Below are 18,381 nucleotides of genomic sequence, written 5' to 3' on the forward strand. Positions count from 1 at the left end.
AACCCTGGATAGATAATCCGCCGCAATAGTTAAGACAAAGGACCGTTTGATGAGCAAACTCGACCGTTACGACCTCAGTATTTTGGCGGAATTGCAGCGCGACGCCCGCATCTCCAACCAGGAACTGGCCGAACGCATCGGTCTGTCGCCCTCCCCGTGCTCGCGCCGGGTCAAGCAACTGGAGGACGACGGCTACATTTCCCGTCAGGTCGCCCTGCTCGATCGCAAGATGCTCGGCCTGAGCCTGACCGCCTACGTGCTGATCGGCATGGACCGGCACACGCCGGAGCGTTTCGAGAACTTCGAAGCGGCGATCCGTACCTTGCCGCAGGTGCTGGAATGCAGCCTGGTGACTGGCGTGGATGCCGACTATCAGCTGAAAGTGGTGGTGCCGGACATGGATCACTATCAGAAGCTGCTGCTGGGGCACCTGACCCGGATCGAAGGCGTGACCAGCGTGCGTTCGAGTTTTGTGCTGAATCAGGTGCTCAACAGCACCGAACTGCCGCTGACTCATTTGCGTAGCTGAAATCGACGAATGACTGCGGCACACCGACGCAGGTCAATACTGCGTCGTTCGCCGCTGGCGTATACTCCCGGCCGCCCTTTCAGCCGCACAGCGCCGGAGATGCCCGATGGATCCAGCAGTATTTGAAGAGTGGATGATGACCGGTCTGGTCAGCATCCTGATCATTTTCATGGGTTTCATCGTCTGGGATCTGGCGAAGAAGTCCAAGGCCGGGCGCTTTGGCTCGTTCATTCTGTTCTTCGTGCTGGGCCTGGGCGTGGCCGCGTTCATCATCAAGAGCGTGGTGATCGGCCTGATCGAATCCGGCGCCTTATAAGCGCGCCGGCACTTCTTTCCACTGGCCCTGATCGAGCCCTTCGATCGTCCAGTCACCAATCCTGACCCGCACCAGCCGCAATGTCGGCAGCCCAACCGCCGCCGTCATCCGCCGCACCTGACGATTGCGCCCTTCGCGAATCACCAGTTCCAGCCAGGTGGTCGGTATGGTCGCGCGAAAGCGTACCGGCGGATTGCGCGGCCACAACTCGGGCTCATCCAGTTGCCGCGCTTCGGCGGGCAAGGTCATGCCGTCATTCAATTCAACACCGTCACGCAGACGCTGCAACTGCTCCGCCGTCGGCACACCTTCGACCTGTACCCAATAGGTTTTCGCCAGTTTGTGCTTCGGGTCGGCGATCCGCGCCTGCAACTGGCCGTCGTTGGTCAACAGCAGCAAACCTTCGCTGTCGCGGTCGAGCCGTCCGGCTGGGTAGATGCCCGGAACATCAATGTAATCCTTGAGCGTCGCCCGCCCTTCGCCGTCGCTGAATTGCGTCAGCACATCGAACGGTTTGTTGAACAGGATCAGCTTCGGCTCGGCCGGTGGTGCCTTGGCGACACGGCGCGGGGCTGAAGAAGCTGGCTTCGCGCCGGGGCGGCGGGAAGGTGGACGTGGGGGACGGGACATAAGAGAGCAGACATTCAGCGATCAGGGCTGACAATGCTAGTGCCCCGACCGCCAAATGACCACGACAAACCGTTAGCGGAACGGCGGCTCGTCGAAGCTGCGCAGTTTGCGCGAGTGCAGCGAGTTGAGTTCGGTGCGCAACAGGTCCACCGCTTCGATGCCGATCTTCAAGTGCTGGCTGACCGCACGCTCGTAGAACGCGTTGGCCGAACCCGGCAGCTTGATTTCACTGTGCAGCGGCTTGTCCGAAACACACAGCAACGTGCCGTACGGCACTCGCAGACGATAACCCTGGGCGGCGATGGTGCCGCTTTCCATGTCCACCGCCACGGCGCGGGACAGGTTGATCAGCGGACGCTCCTGAGCCCAGCGCAATTCCCAGTTGCGGTCGTCGTAGGTCAGCACGGTGCCGGTGCGCAGACGTTTTTTCAGCTCTTCGCCCTTCTCGCCGGTGATGTTGGCCGCCGCTTGCTGCAGCGCCAGTTGCACTTCGGCCAGCGCCGGGATCGGAATGTTCGGCGGCACCACCCGGTCGAGAATCCCGTCGCGACGCATATAGGCGTGAGCCAGCACGTAGTCGCCGATGGTCTGCGACTGACGCAAGCCGCCGCAGTGACCGATCATCAGCCAGCAATGCGGACGCAGCACGGCCAGGTGGTCGGTGATGTTCTTGGCGTTGGACGGGCCGACGCCGATGTTGACCAGGGTCACGCCGTGGCCATCGCTGGCGATCAGGTGATAGGCCGGCATCTGGTAGCGGTGCCAGACCACGCCGGCCGCAATCGCCGAGGCTTCGCCGTGATCCATGCCCTTTTCGATGATCACGTTGCCCGGCAGCACCATGCGTACGAAACGCGGGTCGCGGCGCAGTTGTTCCAGGCCATGGACGATGAACTGGTCGACATAACGGTGGTAGTTGGTCAGCAGGATCCACGGCTGCACATGGCGCCAGTCGCTGCCGGTGTAGTGCACCAGACGGCGCAGCGAGAAGTCGACGCGGGCGGCGTCGAACAGCGCCAGCGGCAGCGGATCGGTGTTTTCCCAGTCGTAGAGACCGTCAGCGATGCCGTCAGTGGCGGCGGACAGATCGGTACTCGGGAACACTCGCGCCAGCACGGCGGCAGTGACGCCGGAGCCGGCCAGTTCATCGCCCTGCTCGACCACGTACGGATATGGAATGTTCTGTTCGCTGACCCCGACTTCCACAGTCACGGTGAAGTCGTGCATCAGCGGCGTGAGCTGCTCCAGCAGGTATTTGCGAAACGCCGCCGGGTGGGTGACGGTCACGCTGTAAGTGCCCGGCAACTGCACCTTGGCATAAGCACGGGTGGTCTGCGGGACTTCGCCCTGGCAGTGGTAGGTCAGACGCAGTTCGGGATAACGGAACAGGGCACGTTGCTCGGCGTCGGGCTCGACGCGATCCTTGAGATAACGCTTGAGCGCCGAGTTCAGCGCCGTGGTGGCCCGCTCATGCAGCTCGGCGAGACGATCCACGGCCTGTTCGGCAGTTTGAACGACAATAAACGCTTCGGTCACGATCAGCTTCCTGTGTTCTGACTTGCAGAGCTTCATCTTGCCTGCATCGTGGCGTCACGGAAACAGTGGCGTTGTGGCTATTCATCAATCTGACAGGGATGCTTCAGAAACCTTGCGGCGTCGAGCGGGCGACGATGGCCTCAACATCCAGCCCGCGCGGCAACGCGCCGTAGGCCCGGCCGCCACCGCTCAGGCGACTGGCGATAAAGGCATCGCTCACCGCCGAATTCCCGGCTTCCAGCAACAGATTCGCTTGCAGCCCCAGAGCAATGTCTTCAGTCAGTTGCCGAGCGCGATACTGAATGTCACTGGTGTCCTTGAACTGCGCCTGCAATTGCTGGATGTGCGCGGCCAGTCGCTTGTCGCCATGACCGTCGCCCAACTCGCTGAACAGCACATCGAGCACGCCCGGCTCTTTCGACAAGGCACGTAGTACGTCGAGGCATTGCACGTTGCCGGAGCCTTCCCACGTCGAGTTCACCGGCGCCTCGCGGTACAGACGCGGCAGGATGCTCTCCTCTACATACCCGGCGCCGCCCATGCATTCGGCGGCTTCGTTGATCATTCCCGGCGCGCGTTTGCAGATCCAGTACTTGCCCACCGCCGTCACCAGTCGGGCGAACTGCGCTTCATGGCGGTCATCGAGATGATCCAGCGCCCTGCCCATGCGCAGGCTCAGTGCCAGCGCGGCTTCGCTTTCCAGTGCCAGATCGGCCAGCACGTTCTGCATCAGCGGTTGTTCGCTGAGCAGTTTGCCGCCGACCTTGCGATGGGCGCAGTGATGGCTGGCCTGGGTCAGCGCCTGACGCATCAGCGAGCTGGAGCCAACCATGCAATCGAAACGGGTCATCGCCACCATCTCGATGATCGTCGGTACGCCGCGCCCTTCTTCACCAACCATCCAAGCCAGCGCGCCACGGAACTCCACTTCGCTGGAGGCGTTGGACTGGTTGCCGAGCTTGTTTTTCAGGCGCTGGATATAGAACTGATTGCGCGTGTCGTCCGGGCGATGGCGCGGCAGCAGGAAACAGGTCAGGCCCTTGTCGGTCTGCGCCAGCGTGAGGAATGCATCGCACATCGGCGCCGAACAGAACCACTTGTGCCCCACCAGTTCATAAGCCTGACCCGGGCCGCTCGCGCCGACCGGATAAGCCTTGGTGGTGTTGGCGCGCACGTCGGTGCCGCCCTGTTTCTCGGTCATCGCCATGCCGATGGTCACGCCAGCCTTGTGGGCCATGCCGACATTGCGCGGGTCGTATTCGGTGGCGAGGATTTTCGGCAGCCATTGTTCGGCCAGATTCGGCTGCAAACGCATCGCGGGGACACTGGCGAAAGTCATGGTCAGCGGGCAACCGCTGCCCGCCTCGGCTTGACTGTGCAGATAGCTCATGGAGGCGCGGGCAACATGGGCGCCGTCCTGTGGATGAGCCCAGGGCAACGACGTCAGGCCATGTTCAATGGCGGTGCGCATCAGCTCGTGATACGCCGGATGAAACTCCACCAGGTCGATGCGATGACCATAGCGGTCATGGCTGGCGAACACCGGTTTGTTCTGGTTGGCGAGGAACCCGGCCGCCATCAGCGGCCCGCCGGCCAGCGCGCCGTAGGCGTCGATCCGCGACTCGGCCCAGCCGGCGCCGAACCGCCGCGACCACTCCTGTAACGGCAGGTCGATGCGGTACAGGTTGGTGCCGTCCAGCGACGGTGGCTGGTTGGTGACTTCGTGGGTTTCGGCGAACTGATGCAGGTTCATGACGGGGCTCCTTGATCGGCCAGAGCTTCAGTTAAGCACCGCCCCCGAACCGATCAAAGTGTCATATCGGCCTAAATGCCGGCGCTTTCACCCTGTCAGCAACTCAACACCCGTCGCTGCATCGCAACCTGCAAATCTTCGAATTTCACCGGTTTGCTCAGATAGTCGATCGAGCCACCCGACGCGCAATGCTCTCGATCCGCCCCCAGCGCGATCATGAATACCGGCAGATGGGCGCATCCCGGCAGGTCACGAATCTGGCAACACAGCGATGCCCCGTCGAGCGGCGGTAGCTGGCAATCGATCAGCACCGCATCGAAGCGCTCGCGCTGTAAACAATCGAGCGCCGCCGCGCCGTGGTCGGCGGTGCGCACCCGGAAACCGAGCTTGAGCAACATGCCGCGCATCACCAATTGGTTGACGCTGTTGTCGTCCACCAGCAGCACGGTGCAATCCTGCGGCGCGCGCACGGTGTCGCGGCTGAACGCGGGCACGGCTTCCGCTTCCGGCAACTCAAACTCGACATCCAGCTGAAAACGGCTGCCGCGCCCCGGTTCGGAGCGGTGCGTGAGCTTGCCGCCGAGCAGTTCCACCAATTGACGGCAGATCGCCAGACCGACGCCCAGCCCGCCGTATTCGCGGGTCATCGAACCGTCGAGCTGGAAGAACCGCTGGTACAGCGTCGCCTCGCCCAGATCGGTAAAACCGATGCCGGTGTCGATCACGGCGAAGGACAGCGCCAGGCGATTGTCCGTCGATGGCTTGCCCGTCACCCGCAATGCCAGACCGCCGACGCGGGTGAACTTGATCGCGTTGTCCAGCAGGCATTCCAGGCATTGCGCGAGTTTGGCGCTGTCGCCGTGCAGGCGATCCGGCAGGGTAGGCAGCACATCGACCTTGAAGTCCAGCGACTTGCTCGAAGCGTTGCCATCGAACTGAATCCGCAACGCCTCGATCACCCCGCGCAGGCTGAAACTGCCCGGCGTGGCCTTGAGCTTGCCGGCCTGCAATTCGGTCAGGGTCAGGATGCCGTTGACCATGCGCATCATGTCCCGGGCCGAACCGGCGGCGGTCTGCTGGTATTGCTCCAGTTCCGGATCGAGCTCGACGGTCTGCATCAACTCGAGCGAGCCGATCACGCCATTCATCGGCGTGCGCAATTCGTGGGTCAGGGTCGCGAGGAATTCGTCCTTGAGCTTGTTGCTGTGGGCCAGTTGCTGGTTCAGCACTTCGAGCTTCTGGCCGGCGTCGAACAGGGTCTGCGCCTGTTGCTCACGCATCGCGTTGATGCGATCGGCCAGCGCCAGCGACAGCAGCGCCACTTCGATGGCCGAACCGATCTGGCTGGCGTACATGGTCAGGAACACATTCGGCAGCAGACCCAGCACCATCATGGTGTTGACGATGCCGCCGATCAGGAACGCCGACCAGGCAATGATGAAATAACGCGCCACCCGCAGGCCGCGCCACCAGGCCAGGATCCCGGCGGCGAAGATCACCACGGTAAAGGTCAGGGCCAGGGTCGTCGCCAGACGCAGGGCCAAACCATAACTGGTCATCAACGACAGACCGATCACTACGGCACCGAAAGCGATCAGGGCCATCAACAAGCGATCGAGCCAGCGGCTGTGGTTCTTCGTCTGCAGGAAACTGCGGGCGAACTGGCTGCCGAACAGCCCCGCGCAACCGATGAAGAACGGCGTGGCGGCGTTGGCCCACCACGGGTTGTCCGGCCAGAAATACTCGACCGCCGCGCCGTTGACCGACAGCTGATAAAGGCCGAACGAGGCGATATAGAAGATGTAATAGAGGTAACTGGTGTCGCGCACGCTGAGGTAGATGAACAGGTTGTAGACCAGCATCCCCAGCAGCACGCCATAAATGATCCCCAGCACATACAGGCGCACGGGCTGGTCTTCGAGGTACGCGGTGCTCGACCACAACGTCACCGGTGCCTGGATCGAGCCTTCGCTGGACAACCGCAGATAAACGGTTCGTTGCTGATCCGGTTTGAACGCCAGGTCGAACAGGTAATTGTTCTGGCGGATCTCGCGACTGGCGAACGGCAAAGCGTCCCCGGTCTGCCGCACCAGACGGTAGTCACCGGCAGCATCGGGCAGATACAGATCAAGATGATCAAGCGGCGGATACGCCAGCTCCAGCAACCAGCTGCGCTGCGCCGACGGATTGGTCGGGCGGTAATGCAGGTCGATCTTCAGCCAGAACGCCGAGCGCGAATAACCGGCATTGAGCGTGGCTTTGTCATGGGGTTTGAAGTTTCCGGCGGCGGCTTGCGCGCGGACGTCGGCAATGCTCGCCTGACCGCTCGGGTCTTCGAACACTTGCAGGGATCGACCCAGCGGGAGGCTCTGGGTGAACTCGTCGAACTCGACGGCGCTTGCCAGGAGGGGCAAGCAGAACAGCAACATCAACAAATAGCGCATTGAAGCCCCAGCGTGGCTTGTCCGGTTGTGTCAGGAAGCCCCCCATTCCCTTTGAGATGACGTAAAACCGGTATTACCTGTTATTGGTTTGGATCCACTCTAGCATAGCCGTTGATGGCCATTGAGCACCATGGAAATTTTTCCGACGAAGGCTCTAGAACGGGCGTTCCAGAGAAGAACACCGAGCTAGAGCTGTTTGCTCGGTCAGATTGTGACAAGCGGTACCGATCCCGCTACCCGTGTTATCGGCCAAGCGCTGCGCCACAACACCCGAAAAACAGGTTTGGTGGTAAGCTCGCGCACCATGAATATCTACAGCTCACGCCCCGTTGTCCTCTGTCTCTCCGGCCACGACCCCAGTGGTGGCGCCGGCCTGCAGGCAGATATCGAAGCCCTGCTCGCTCAGGGTTGCCATGCGGCTCCGGCCGTCACCGCCCTGACCGTGCAAGACACGGTCAACGTCACTGACTTTCGCGTCCTCGACCGTGAGTGGGTACTGGCCCAGGCCAATGCCGTGCTCAACGACTCCGAAGTCGCGGCGGTGAAACTGGGCATGCTCGGTTCCCTGGAAATGGTCGACACCGTTGTCGAACTGCTTCAGGCGCGCCCGCACCTGCCAGTGGTCTGCGACCCGGTGCTGCGCGCCGGCGGCGGCGGACGCCTGGGCAAGGACGAAGTCGGCTACGCCATGCGCGAACGCCTGCTGCCGCTGTCGATCATCGCCACCCCCAACCTTCCCGAAGCCCGGATCCTCGCCGAACTGCCGGAAGGCACCGCGGACGAGTGCGCTGAAAAACTGTTGCCGTACATCAAGAACCTGCTGATCACCGGCGGTCACGGCGACGAAACCGAAATCCACAATCGCCTGTACAGCCGTGACGGCCTGCGCGAAACCTTCAAGTGCCAGCGTCTGCCGGGCAGCTATCACGGCTCCGGCTGCACGTTGGCCAGCACCCTCGCCGGCCGCCTGGCTCAGGGCGAAAACCTGGCCAGCGCCGTGCGTACCGCGCTGGATTACACCTGGCGCACCTTGCGCGATGCCGAACAGCTGGGCAAAGGCCAGTTCGTGCCGCGTCGCCTGCCGCTGGATTTCTGTTCCTGATGTTTCGAGCCTGAGGTCTGCGCGATGAAACTACGTGGCCTGTATGCCATCACCGACAGCCAGTTGCTGGCCGGCAAGTTTCTGTCCTACGTGGAGGCGGCGCTGGAAGGCGGCGTCACCCTGCTGCAATACCGCGACAAGAGCAGCGACGAGGCCCGCCGTCTGCGTGAGGCCGAAGCCCTGCGCGATCTGTGCGAACGCTACAAGACGCAACTGATCATCAACGATGACGCCGAACTGGCCGCGCGCCTGAACGTCGGCGTGCATCTGGGCCAGACCGACGGCCCGCTGTCGCCGACCCGCGCCCTGCTCGGTTCGAAAGCGATCATCGGTTCGACCTGCCACGCGCAACTCGAACTGGCCGAACAGGCCGCCAAAGAAGGCGCGAGTTACGTCGCCTTCGGTCGCTTCTTCAATTCAAACACCAAACCTGGTGCACCGAGTTGCAGCCTCGATCTGCTCGACGAGGCCAAACGCACCCTGCACCTGCCGATCTGCGCGATCGGCGGCATCACCCTCGACAACGCTGCGCCACTGGTGGCCCACGGTGTCGATCTGCTGGCTGTGGTCCATGGCCTGTTCGGCGCCGACAGCACCGCCGAAGTGACCCGCCGCGCCCGCGCCTTCAATGAATTACTAAAAGTCTGAGAGCCCGATCATGTCTCGTTCCGAAACCCTGTTTGCCAACGCCCAGAAACACATTCCCGGTGGCGTGAACTCGCCGGTGCGCGCGTTCAAGAGCGTTGGCGGCACGCCGCTGTTCTTCAAGCACGCCGAAGGCGCCTACGTCACTGACGAAGACGACAAGCGTTATGTGGATTATGTCGGCTCATGGGGCCCGATGATCCTCGGCCACAGCCACCCGGACGTGCTGGACGCGGTGCGCAACCAGTTGCAACACGGCCTTTCCTACGGCGCGCCGACCGCGATGGAAACCGAGATGGCCGACCTGGTCTGCTCGCTGGTGCCATCGATGGAGATGGTGCGCATGGTCAGCTCCGGCACCGAAGCAACCATGAGCGCGATCCGTCTGGCCCGTGGTTTCACTGGCCGTGACAGCATCATCAAGTTCGAAGGCTGCTACCACGGTCACTCCGACAGCCTGCTGGTCAAGGCCGGTTCCGGCGCACTGACCCAAGGCGTACCAAGCTCGGCCGGCGTGCCGGCAGCATTCGCCAAACACACCCTGACCCTGCCGTTCAACGACATCGACGCGGTTGAAAAAATGCTCGCCGAAGTCGGCCAGGACGTCGCGTGCATCATCGTCGAGCCAGTGGCCGGTAACATGAACTGCGTGCCGCCGGCGCCGGGTTTCCTCGAAGGCCTGCGCAGCCTGTGCGACAAGCATGGCGTGGTGCTGATTTTCGACGAAGTGATGAGTGGTTTCCGCGTCGCCCTCGGCGGTGCCCAGGCTTACTACGGCGTGACTCCGGACCTGACCACCTTCGGCAAGATCATCGGCGGCGGTATGCCGGTCGGCTGCTTCGGCGGCAAGCGCTCGATCATGGAGCGCATCGCGCCGCTGGGCCCGGTCTATCAGGCGGGCACCTTGTCGGGTAACCCGCTGGCGATGGCTGCCGGCCTGACCACCCTGCGCCTGATCAGCCGCCCGGGCTTCCACGCAGAGCTGACCGACTACACCACTCGCCTGCTCGACGGCCTGCAACAGCGCGCCGATGCCGCCGGCATTCCGTTCGTGACCACCCAGGCGGGCGGCATGTTCGGTCTGTACTTCAGCGGTGCCGACGACATTGTTACTTTTGAAGACGTGATGGCCAGCGATGCAGCGCTGTTCGGCCGCTTCTTCCACCTGATGCTGGAAGGTGGCGTGTACCTGGCGCCGAGCGCCTTCGAAGCCGGTTTCACCTCGATCGCCCATGGCGAGGCCGAGCTGAAAATCACCCTCGACGCCGCCGAACGCGCCTTCGCCAAGTTGAAGTAAAACGCCCCGCCGCTGACGTTGGCCATTGCCAGCGTCAGCGTTCTCCTACATCCGCGCGTCTTTTCCGACACTCCTGCCAAAAATCTCCCATAAAGTGGGCGATATATTTCCCGCGCAGCAGAAAATCGAGTAAAGACTTTGTAAGGATGGCCCTGCTTATTTCATAATGCGCGCTTATTGGATCCCTCGACGGGTCCGCGCGCCCTTCAGAGGTAAGTCGATTCCCATGAACCGCACCGGCCGCACCCTTGCCTTGGGCTGCCTGTTGCTCCTTCAGCCGCTGCTCGCACATGCACAAGCAGGCGGCAACTCGTTGTTGATCCCGGCGATGGGTCGCTGCACCCTCAATACTCAGCCGCAAGATGTCACGCAGGCCCTCGCCGCCTGCCAAAAGGCAGCGGATGAAGGGGATGCGCAAGCGCAATACGAGTTGGGTGAGTTCTACTACGACGGCAAGAACGCGCCGCGCGACCTCAATCAAGCCCTGAGCTATTTCGAAAAGGCCTCGCTGCAAGGCCACGCCCAGGCGCAATTCAAGCTCGGCACCATGTTCTTCCACGGCGAAGGCGTGCAGGCCAACAACATTCAGGCGTACATCGTGCTGAAGATGGCGGCGGTCAACGGCGCCGAAGACGCGCTCGACACCGCTGACGAAGTCTCCGAAAAAATGTCCCGCGAAGACCTGGAAACCGCAACCCAGGTGCTCGGGCAAATTTTCCGTAAATACCTGATGGAATTGCAGAGCGCCGACGGGCGTACGCCGTTCTCGCCACTGCCCTGATTTCTCTATAGCTTTTTCTGGCCTCTTCGCGAGCAAGCCCGCTCCCACATTGGAATGCATTCCCCTGTGGGAGCGAGCCTGCTCGCGATGAAGCCGATGCGGTCTGAACTTTACTTCTCGGGCATCGGCACCGGAAACGGCATCACGTTGCCAACACCGCCACGGGCTTCGCTGATCTTCGGTGTCCCCAGTCGCTCGACTTCATCGATGCGCACGATCGAATGCATCGGTACAAAGCTGCGCACCACGCCTTCGAACTGCGCCTTGAGCTTTTCTTCGCTCGGATCGACGACCACTTGCGTGCGCTCGCCAAAGACGAATTCTTCCACTTCCAGGAAGCCCCACAGATCACTTTGATAGATCTGCTTGGCGTACATTTCGAACACCTGGCCCTGGTTGAGGAAAATCACCTTGTAGATTGGAGCTTCGCGTTTGGTCATGGCGGGCGGACAACATCGGGGTAAAAATGAGGGCGCGAACTATAGCATAGCCACCGGACGCGCAGCGGTAGGAACCTGGGGACATGTTCCCTATAATGCGCGGTTCTTTGAACCACGTGACGACCCTATTCCATGGCCAAGAAGCTTTACATCGAAACCCACGGTTGCCAGATGAACGAGTACGACAGCTCGCGCATGGTCGATCTGCTGGGCGAACACCAGGCCCTGGAAGTCACGGCGCGCGCCGAAGATGCCGACGTGATCCTGCTCAACACCTGCTCGATCCGCGAGCGCGCCCAGGACCGCGTGTACTCCCAGCTCGGCCGTTGGCGCGAACTGAAACTGGCCAACCCGGACATGGTGATCGCCGTCGGCGGTTGCGTGGCCAGTCAGGAAGGCGCGGCGATCCGTGATCGCGCGCCGTACGTCGACGTGGTTTTCGGCCCGCAGACCCTGCACCGCCTGCCGGAAATGATCGACGCCGCGCGCATCAGCAAGCTGCCGCAAGTCGACGTCTCCTTCCCCGAAATCGAAAAATTCGACCACCTGCCCGAGCCGCGCATCGACGGCCCAAGCGCCTACGTGTCGGTGATGGAAGGCTGCAGCAAGTACTGCACGTTCTGCGTGGTGCCTTACACCCGTGGCGAAGAAGTCAGCCGGCCGTTCGACGACGTGATCGCCGAGATCATTCATCTGGCCGAAAATGGCGTGCGTGAAGTGACCTTGCTGGGGCAGAACGTCAACGGTTATCGCGGGCTGACCCACGACGGTCGCCTGGCGGATCTGGCCGAACTGATCCGCGTGGTCGCGGCAGTCGACGGCATTGACCGCATCCGCTACACCACCTCGCACCCGCTGGAATTCTCCGACAGCCTGATCCAGGCCCACGCCGAAGTCCCGGAACTGGTGAAGCACCTGCACTTGCCGGTGCAGTCCGGTTCGGACCGGATTTTGGCCGCGATGAAGCGCAACCACACGGCTTTGGAGTACAAATCCAAGCTGCGCAAACTGCGCGCCGCCGTGCCGGGCATCTGCATCAGCTCGGACTTCATCGTCGGTTTCCCGGGAGAAACCGAGAAAGATTTCGAACAGACCATGAAGCTGATTGCCGACGTCGGTTTCGACTTTTCCTACTCGTTCGTCTACAGCCAGCGCCCGGGCACCCCGGCCGCCGATCTGGCCGACGACACCCCGGAAGAACTGAAGAAAGAACGCCTGAACGCTTTGCAGCACCGCTTGAATCAGCAAGGGTTCGAGATCAGCCGACAAATGGTCGGTTCGGTCCAGCGGATTCTGGTGACCGATTATTCGAAGAAAGACCCGGGCGAGCTGCAAGGGCGCACCGAGAATAACCGTATCGTCAACTTCCGCTGCGATAATCCGACCCTGATCGGCCAGTTCGCCGACGTGCACATCGACGCGGCGCAACCGCACTCGCTGCGCGGCTCGCTGATCCAGTAACACCGCATATTTCCCTTGTGGGAGCGGGCTTGCTCGCGAAGACGTCGTGTCAGCCACTATCGACTGCGCTGACACACCGCTTTCGCGAGCAAGCCCGCTCCCACAGGGACTGTGATTGACCTTGCGCTATTTAAGAGCTTTCGCACCCACGCCGCTGGCGTTATCCTTGATTTCATCCCAATTGCCCCAGGGCGGCTAAATACGACCTTGAACGCACCCATCGAACCACATCGTTTTATCCTCGAGCCCTTTGAGGCTCGCCGCTTCGCCAATCTGTGCGGGCAGTTCGACGAGCACCTGCGGCTGATCGAACAGCGCCTGGCCATCGAGATCCGCAACCGCGGCAATCAGTTCGAGCTGATCGGCGAACCCAAGCACACCACTTCCGCGGAAAACCTGATTCGCCGCCTGTACCGGGAAACCAAGGGTTCAGAGCTGTCGCCGGATACGGTTCACCTGTTCCTCCAGGAATCGGCCGTCGAGCAGTTGGACAACCACGCCCCCGCCGAAGCCTCCGTCGCCCTGCGCACCAAGAAAGGCATGATTCGCCCACGTGGCTTGAATCAGCTGCGCTATGTGAAAGAAATCCTCGGCAACGACATCAATTTCGGCATCGGCCCGGCCGGTACCGGCAAGACCTATCTGGCTGTCGCTTGCGCCGTCGATGCGCTGGAGCGTGAACAGATCCGCCGCATCCTGCTGGTGCGTCCGGCGGTCGAAGCGGGTGAAAAACTCGGCTTCCTGCCCGGCGACCTGTCGCAGAAGATCGACCCGTACCTGCGCCCGCTCTACGACGCACTCTACGAGATGCTCGGTTTTGAATACGTGGCCAAGCTGATCGAACGTCAGGTGATCGAAGTTGCACCGCTGGCCTACATGCGCGGTCGCACACTGAACAACAGCTTCATCATTCTCGATGAAAGCCAGAACACTACCGTCGAGCAGATGAAGATGTTCCTGACCCGGATCGGTTTCGGCTCCACGGCCGTGATCACCGGCGACATCACCCAGGTCGACCTGCCGCGCGGTACCAAATCCGGACTTCATCACGTCATCGAAGTCCTGAAAGATGTGCCGGGTATCAGCTTCACCCACTTCCAGCCCAAAGACGTGGTGCGCCATCCGTTGGTGCAACGCATCGTCGAAGCCTACGAGCGCTTCGAGACGCGTGTCGCTGATGAAGCGCCAAAGGACACCCGCCACGATGCTTGAGCTTGACCTGCAAATCGCGACCGAAGCGTCTGCGCCGACCGAAGCCGAGTTCCGCCAATGGTGCGAACTGGCCCTGCGCCAGCGCACCGCCGACTCGGAAATGACCATTCGTCTGGTCGACGAGGAAGAAGGTCGCGAGCTGAATCACACCTGGCGCCACAAGGATTACGCGACCAACGTCCTGTCCTTTCCCGCCGAAGTGCCCGACGAGTTTCTCGACATACCATTGCTGGGCGATCTGGTGATCTGCGTGGCGGTGGTCGAGCGCGAAGCCGCCGAGCAAGGCAAGGAACTGAAGGCCCACTGGGCACATCTGGTCATTCACGGCTGCTTGCATCTGCTGGGTTACGACCATATAGATGACGAGGAAGCCGAAGAAATGGAAGCACTGGAACGCGAGTTGCTTGCCGAATTGGGTTATCCCGATCCGTACGCGGACGACGAAACCGAAACATCCCCTACTGTTACAACAAAGGATTCAGAGTAATCGCTATGAGCGAAGATCGATCGAGCAACGGGCAAAAGTCATGGCTGGGTAAACTGACCCAGGCTTTTGCCCACGAGCCGAAGAACCGCCAGGAGCTGCTTGAGCTGCTGCGCGATGCACATCAGAACAAACTGCTGGACAGCGAAGCGCTGGCCATCGTCGAAGGCGCCATCCAGGTGGCTGACCTGCAGGTTCGCGACATCATGGTGCCGCGCTCGCAGATGATCAGCATCAAGGCGACCCAGACACCCCGCGAATTCCTCCCTGCCGTGGTCGACTCGGCCCACTCGCGCTACCCGGTCATCGGCGAAAGCCATGACGACGTGATGGGCGTGCTGCTGGCCAAGGATCTGCTGCCGCTGATCCTCAAGGAGAACGGCGACAGCTTCAACATCAAGGACCTGCTGCGCCCGGCCACCTTCGTGCCGGAGTCCAAGCGTCTGAACGTGTTGCTGCGTGAATTCCGTGCCAACCACAACCACATGGCCATCGTCATCGACGAATACGGTGGTGTGGCCGGTCTGGTGACCATCGAAGACGTGCTTGAGCAAATTGTCGGCGACATCGAAGACGAGCACGACGTCGAAGAAGACAGCTACATCAAGCCGCTGCCCAGCGGTGATTTCCTGATCAAGGCCCTGACGCCGATCGAGAACTTCAACGAGTTCTTCGACAGCGAATTCTCCGACGACGAGTTCGACACCGTCGGCGGGCTGGTGATGAGCGCGTTCGGGCACTTGCCAAAACGCAACGAAATCACCGAAATCGGCGCCTATCGTTTCCGCATCCTGAACGCCGACAGCCGTCGGATTCATTTGCTGCGACTGACCCCAATCGCCCGGTAAAAAATCTAAGGATTGAAATGCGCTGGACAACCCGTCCCGGCTGGCCCGGTAACCTGCTGGCCGTGGCGGCCGGTGCAATCACCACCTTCGCTCTGGCACCGTTCGATCTCTGGCCGCTGGCCCTGCTGGCGGTCGGCCTGTTCTACGCAGGCCTGCGCGAACTGAGTCCGCGCCAAGCATTGGGCCGTGGCTGGTGCTTCGGTTTCGGCCTGTTTGGCGCCGGCACCAGCTGGATCTATTACAGCATCCACCATTTCGGCGGTGCTTCGGTGCTGCTGGCCGGGTTCCTGATGCTGATCTTTACGGCGGCCATTGCCTGGTTCTTCGCCCTGCCCGCCTGGCTCTGGGCGCGCTGGTTGCGGCGTAATGAAGCGCCGGCGGCCGACGCCCTGGCGTTTGCGGCGTTGTGGGTAGGCCAGGAAGCTTTCCGTGGCTGGTTCCTCACCGGCTTCCCGTGGCTGTATTCCGGTTACAGCCAGCTCGACGGCCCACTGGCCGGGCTCGCACCAGTCGGCGGCATGTGGCTGGTGTCGTTCGTCCTGGCGCTGACCGCTGCACTGATCTACAACGCACCACGCCTGCTGCAAACCCGCCGCAAAGCCTTCATCGCTGCCGGGCTGGTATTGCTGATCGGGCCATGGGCGGCGGGCATTGCACTCAAGGGTCATGCCTGGACCAGCCCGGCTGGTGCGCCGCTGACCGTTGCCGCCATTCAGGGTAACGTCGCGCAAAGCATGAAATGGGACCCGGCCGAACTCAATGCGCAACTGGCGCTGTACCGCGACCTGAGTTTCCGTTCCAAACCGGTCGACCTGCTGATCTGGCCGGAAACCGCCGTGCCGGTGCTCAAGGAGTCCGCCGAGGGCTACCTCAGCATGATGGGCAACTTCGCCGCCGAGCGTAAATCAGCGCTGATCACCGGCGTGCCAATCCGCGAAATGGTCCGTCACGAAAAACGCTTCTTCAACGGCATCACCGTGGTCGGCGAAGGCGATGGCACCTATCTGAAACAGAAACTGGTGCCGTTCGGCGAATACGTACCGTTGCAGGACATCCTGCGCGGGCTGATCGCGTTCTTCGACCTGCCGATGTCCGACTTCGCCCGTGGCCCTGCCGATCAGGCCCTGTTGCAGGCCAAGGGATATCAGATCGCGCCGTTCATCTGCTACGAAGTGGTCTACCCGGAATTCGCCGCTGGCCTGGCGGCACGCAGCGATCTGCTACTGACGATCAGCAACGACACCTGGTTCGGTACGTCCATCGGCCCGTTGCAGCATCTGCAAATGGCGCAGATGCGTGCGCTTGAAGCCGGACGCTGGATGATTCGTGCGACCAACAACGGCGTGACCGGGCTGATCAATCCCTTCGGCCAGATCACCGAGCGCATTCCGCAGTTCGAACAGGGTGTGCTGTACGGCGAAGTGGTGCCGATGCACAACCTGACGCCGTATCTGCAATGGCGCTCGTGGCCGCTGATCATCCTGTGCGTGGCGCTGTTCGGCTGGGCGCTGATGACCAACCGGATGTCCAAGACCCTCTGAAAACCTGCTCACTCCCGCGTTCTGCGCGGGAGTGATCAATCGGCGCTGTCTTCCCCTCGGTAGAACAGCGAATAACCGATCTGCCCCACCGCCTCGTTCATCAACTGCCCGCTCTGCCAGATCGACTTGAACTCCGGCAGCCAGCCGCCAAACGGCCTGGCATTGTCTGTGCCGAGGAAACCGACCGGCGCCGGCACCACGTCGAATCCGGCCTGTTGATAACTCCACACCGCACGCGGCATGTGCCAGGCCTGGGTCACCAGCACGATGCGCCTGACACCTTCCGGCAACAGAATCCTGGCGCTGAAAGCAGCGTTTTCCCACGTAGTGCGGCTCTCCCCTTCCTGCCAGCGCACCGTCACCCCGAAATCATCGCGCAACGAATCCGCCATCAGTTTGGCTTCGGTCGGCGGCGTGCCGTAATGCAGGCCACCACTGGTCAGAATCGGCAACCCCGAAGCCTTGGCCAGTCGCGCCGCGTAACGCTGCCGTTCAAGCCCGACACCGGTCGGTTGATCTTCGCCCCAGGCCACATCGCCACGCTCGCGGCCGGAACCCAGCACCACAATCGCATCGGCGCGTTGTGCCAGATCTGCCCATGCTTCCCGGGCCAGCGGCGGCTCACGCTCCAGCGCCTTGGCGCCCCATTGCACGACCACCGGCAGACTCATCAGCAAAAACCCGCCAAAACCCAAGGCAAAACACAGCCCGGCCAGTCGCGGCCGCGAACGTCGCAGCCACCAGGCCGCCAGCAACAGCAGCAAAAGAAGGCCGGGCGGCAACAGAAGTTGTTTAATGAAATAACGAAAAGGCATCGAGCATCTCCAGAGATGCCCGAAGCCTAAGTGGGTTGATACAGCGCGACAACCAGTAGGGTCGGATCCTGTTGAAAAAGATCCGCTTTTTGACCTGCCATGCGTTTACTTGGCCTGCAGAGTCCGAACCTTGACGGTGTCTCTGCCGGGCGCCTTGTCCTTGAGCCAGATGACTTTGGCCGAATGGGCTGCATCGAGTTGTTTCACTGCTTGTGACAGGTATCCGTGGGTTTCACGCTCACTGCGATCCAGATAGGCCTTGACCAGTTTGAACTCGGCGGGACTCAAGCCACGCAATTCCAGCTCCAGGGGGCGCTCGTCGCGCAGCCTTCCAGCGGTTTTTGCCGCGTCCAGGGCCATACCCAGACGATCGATCAACCGCTCGTACAACTCGGGTTTGGTAACGTTTTTTTGCTGTGACTCCACCATCCCTCACCTCATTGAAGATAAGACTCACTCCCCAGTTAGAGCTTAGCTTCGCTGCACAAACCGGCTGCACGCCGCGACCAACGGCCCTCGCCGCGATTTTGACCGGTCAAACGGCTGC

Annotated in this window: 18 protein-coding genes; 11 read left to right on the plus strand and 7 right to left on the minus strand. The window is 61.7% G+C overall.

Annotation, left to right across the window (positions count from 1 at the left end; genetic code table 11):
* Positions 1–49 precede the first annotated feature (49 nt).
* Together QR290_RS25710 and QR290_RS25715 are read left to right on the plus strand one after the other, a co-directional pair.
* Positions 50–529: an Lrp/AsnC family transcriptional regulator gene (locus QR290_RS25710; RefSeq protein WP_007909658.1), complete on the plus strand. Its 480-nt coding sequence runs from the start codon at positions 50–52 to the stop codon at positions 527–529.
* A gap of 106 nt (positions 530–635) precedes the next feature.
* Positions 636–845: a DUF2788 domain-containing protein gene (locus QR290_RS25715; RefSeq protein ID WP_003228500.1), complete on the plus strand. Its 210-nt coding sequence runs from the start codon at positions 636–638 to the stop codon at positions 843–845.
* Here QR290_RS25715 and QR290_RS25720 read toward each other — a convergent pair.
* The 4 genes from QR290_RS25720 to QR290_RS25735 all read right to left on the minus strand — a co-directional run bounded on the left by QR290_RS25720 (position 840) and on the right by QR290_RS25735 (position 7,208).
* On the minus strand, positions 840–1,475 hold the full coding sequence (locus QR290_RS25720) for a pseudouridine synthase (protein ID WP_289203869.1): 636 nt from the start codon (positions 1,473–1,475) through the stop codon (positions 840–842). The genes QR290_RS25715 and QR290_RS25720 overlap by 6 nt on opposite strands.
* A 72-nt stretch (positions 1,476–1,547) precedes the next feature.
* Positions 1,548–3,047 (minus strand): AMP nucleosidase, encoded by a 1,500-nt coding sequence (gene amn / locus QR290_RS25725; protein ID WP_162130486.1) that lies wholly within the window; start codon positions 3,045–3,047, stop codon positions 1,548–1,550.
* A 67-nt stretch (positions 3,048–3,114) separates the two neighbouring features.
* A complete protein-coding gene (locus QR290_RS25730; RefSeq protein ID WP_289203870.1) occupies positions 3,115–4,764 on the minus strand; it encodes an acyl-CoA dehydrogenase family protein in 1,650 nt (549 codons plus the stop codon).
* A 95-nt stretch (positions 4,765–4,859) separates the two neighbouring features.
* Positions 4,860–7,208, minus strand: a complete 2,349-nt coding sequence (locus QR290_RS25735; protein ID WP_289203871.1) for a hybrid sensor histidine kinase/response regulator — start codon at positions 7,206–7,208, stop codon at positions 4,860–4,862.
* A 304-nt stretch (positions 7,209–7,512) separates the two neighbouring features.
* Between QR290_RS25735 and QR290_RS25740 the strand changes: the two genes are divergently transcribed.
* The 4 genes from QR290_RS25740 (at position 7,513) to QR290_RS25755 (ending at position 11,033) form a co-directional block, all read left to right on the plus strand.
* The gene (locus tag QR290_RS25740) at positions 7,513–8,310 is read left to right on the plus strand and encodes a hydroxymethylpyrimidine/phosphomethylpyrimidine kinase (protein ID WP_289203872.1); all 798 of its coding nucleotides are present in this window, start codon (positions 7,513–7,515) and stop codon (positions 8,308–8,310) included.
* 24 nt (positions 8,311–8,334) lie between these two features.
* A complete protein-coding gene (gene thiE, locus QR290_RS25745) occupies positions 8,335–8,958 on the plus strand; it encodes a thiamine phosphate synthase (RefSeq protein ID WP_085608753.1) in 624 nt (207 codons plus the stop codon).
* Positions 8,959–8,968: 10 nt separating this feature from the next.
* Positions 8,969–10,252 (plus strand): glutamate-1-semialdehyde 2,1-aminomutase, encoded by a 1,284-nt coding sequence (gene hemL / locus QR290_RS25750; RefSeq protein WP_289203873.1) that lies wholly within the window; start codon positions 8,969–8,971, stop codon positions 10,250–10,252.
* 226 nt (positions 10,253–10,478) lie between these two features.
* Positions 10,479–11,033, plus strand: a complete 555-nt coding sequence (locus QR290_RS25755) for a tetratricopeptide repeat protein (RefSeq protein WP_003228518.1) — start codon at positions 10,479–10,481, stop codon at positions 11,031–11,033.
* Between the two features lie 110 nt (positions 11,034–11,143).
* Here QR290_RS25755 and QR290_RS25760 read toward each other — a convergent pair whose 3' ends face one another.
* Positions 11,144–11,473 carry a DUF1820 family protein gene (locus QR290_RS25760; RefSeq protein ID WP_007958692.1) on the minus strand — a complete coding sequence of 110 codons (330 nt, stop codon included), beginning with the start codon at positions 11,471–11,473 and terminating at the stop codon, positions 11,144–11,146.
* A gap of 132 nt (positions 11,474–11,605) precedes the next feature.
* Here QR290_RS25760 and miaB point away from each other — a divergent pair, with 132 nt between their 5' ends.
* From miaB to lnt, 5 genes are all read left to right on the plus strand, one after another.
* Positions 11,606–12,934, plus strand: coding sequence for a tRNA (N6-isopentenyl adenosine(37)-C2)-methylthiotransferase MiaB (miaB, locus tag QR290_RS25765; protein WP_011336083.1), 1,329 nt, complete (start codon positions 11,606–11,608; stop codon positions 12,932–12,934).
* 207 nt (positions 12,935–13,141) lie between these two features.
* Entirely contained in the window at positions 13,142–14,146 is a 1,005-nt protein-coding gene (locus QR290_RS25770; RefSeq protein ID WP_085608754.1) for a PhoH family protein, read from the plus strand.
* On the plus strand, positions 14,139–14,633 hold the full coding sequence (gene ybeY / locus QR290_RS25775; protein ID WP_007958682.1) for an rRNA maturation RNase YbeY: 495 nt from the start codon (positions 14,139–14,141) through the stop codon (positions 14,631–14,633). The genes QR290_RS25770 and ybeY overlap by 8 nt, the downstream gene beginning before the upstream one ends.
* Positions 14,634–14,638: 5 nt before the next feature.
* Positions 14,639–15,478 carry an HlyC/CorC family transporter gene (locus tag QR290_RS25780; RefSeq protein WP_007909641.1) on the plus strand — a complete coding sequence of 280 codons (840 nt, stop codon included), beginning with the start codon at positions 14,639–14,641 and terminating at the stop codon, positions 15,476–15,478.
* Between the two features lie 17 nt (positions 15,479–15,495).
* Positions 15,496–17,019 (plus strand): apolipoprotein N-acyltransferase, encoded by a 1,524-nt coding sequence (gene lnt, locus QR290_RS25785; protein ID WP_289203874.1) that lies wholly within the window; start codon positions 15,496–15,498, stop codon positions 17,017–17,019.
* A 35-nt stretch (positions 17,020–17,054) separates the two neighbouring features.
* Here the strand turns inward: lnt and QR290_RS25790 are convergent, their stop codons facing one another.
* Positions 17,055–17,834: a YdcF family protein gene (locus tag QR290_RS25790; protein ID WP_289203875.1), complete on the minus strand. Its 780-nt coding sequence runs from the start codon at positions 17,832–17,834 to the stop codon at positions 17,055–17,057.
* A gap of 105 nt (positions 17,835–17,939) precedes the next feature.
* Complete coding sequence (locus QR290_RS25795) at positions 17,940–18,263, minus strand: hypothetical protein (RefSeq protein ID WP_115079318.1); 324 nt, start codon at positions 18,261–18,263, stop codon at positions 17,940–17,942.
* Positions 18,264–18,381 lie beyond the last annotated feature (118 nt).

The sequence above is a fragment of the Pseudomonas fluorescens genome (assembly GCF_030344995.1).
Lineage (GTDB): Bacteria > Pseudomonadota > Gammaproteobacteria > Pseudomonadales > Pseudomonadaceae > Aquipseudomonas > Aquipseudomonas fluorescens_BF.

What these genes read in the sequence shown, in the direction of transcription:
- QR290_RS25720 (WP_289203869.1), bottom strand. Translation starts at nt 1,475, where the DNA reads ATGTCCCGTCCCCCACGTCCACCTTCCCGCCGCCCCGGCGCGAAGCCA.
- ybeY (WP_007958682.1), top strand. Translation starts at nt 14,139, where the DNA reads ATGCTTGAGCTTGACCTGCAAATCGCGACCGAAGCGTCTGCGCCGACC.
- QR290_RS25790 (WP_289203875.1), bottom strand. Translation starts at nt 17,834, where the DNA reads ATGCCTTTTCGTTATTTCATTAAACAACTTCTGTTGCCGCCCGGCCTT.
- QR290_RS25740 (WP_289203872.1), top strand. Translation starts at nt 7,513, where the DNA reads ATGAATATCTACAGCTCACGCCCCGTTGTCCTCTGTCTCTCCGGCCAC.
- thiE (WP_085608753.1), top strand. Translation starts at nt 8,335, where the DNA reads ATGAAACTACGTGGCCTGTATGCCATCACCGACAGCCAGTTGCTGGCC.
- QR290_RS25760 (WP_007958692.1), bottom strand. Translation starts at nt 11,473, where the DNA reads ATGACCAAACGCGAAGCTCCAATCTACAAGGTGATTTTCCTCAACCAG.
- lnt (WP_289203874.1), top strand. Translation starts at nt 15,496, where the DNA reads ATGCGCTGGACAACCCGTCCCGGCTGGCCCGGTAACCTGCTGGCCGTG.
- QR290_RS25780 (WP_007909641.1), top strand. Translation starts at nt 14,639, where the DNA reads ATGAGCGAAGATCGATCGAGCAACGGGCAAAAGTCATGGCTGGGTAAA.
- miaB (WP_011336083.1), top strand. Translation starts at nt 11,606, where the DNA reads ATGGCCAAGAAGCTTTACATCGAAACCCACGGTTGCCAGATGAACGAG.
- QR290_RS25715 (WP_003228500.1), top strand. Translation starts at nt 636, where the DNA reads ATGGATCCAGCAGTATTTGAAGAGTGGATGATGACCGGTCTGGTCAGC.
- QR290_RS25795 (WP_115079318.1), bottom strand. Translation starts at nt 18,263, where the DNA reads ATGGTGGAGTCACAGCAAAAAAACGTTACCAAACCCGAGTTGTACGAG.
- QR290_RS25730 (WP_289203870.1), bottom strand. Translation starts at nt 4,764, where the DNA reads ATGAACCTGCATCAGTTCGCCGAAACCCACGAAGTCACCAACCAGCCA.
- hemL (WP_289203873.1), top strand. Translation starts at nt 8,969, where the DNA reads ATGTCTCGTTCCGAAACCCTGTTTGCCAACGCCCAGAAACACATTCCC.
- QR290_RS25710 (WP_007909658.1), top strand. Translation starts at nt 50, where the DNA reads ATGAGCAAACTCGACCGTTACGACCTCAGTATTTTGGCGGAATTGCAG.
- amn (WP_162130486.1), bottom strand. Translation starts at nt 3,047, where the DNA reads ATGAAGCTCTGCAAGTCAGAACACAGGAAGCTGATCGTGACCGAAGCG.
- QR290_RS25755 (WP_003228518.1), top strand. Translation starts at nt 10,479, where the DNA reads ATGAACCGCACCGGCCGCACCCTTGCCTTGGGCTGCCTGTTGCTCCTT.
- QR290_RS25735 (WP_289203871.1), bottom strand. Translation starts at nt 7,208, where the DNA reads ATGCGCTATTTGTTGATGTTGCTGTTCTGCTTGCCCCTCCTGGCAAGC.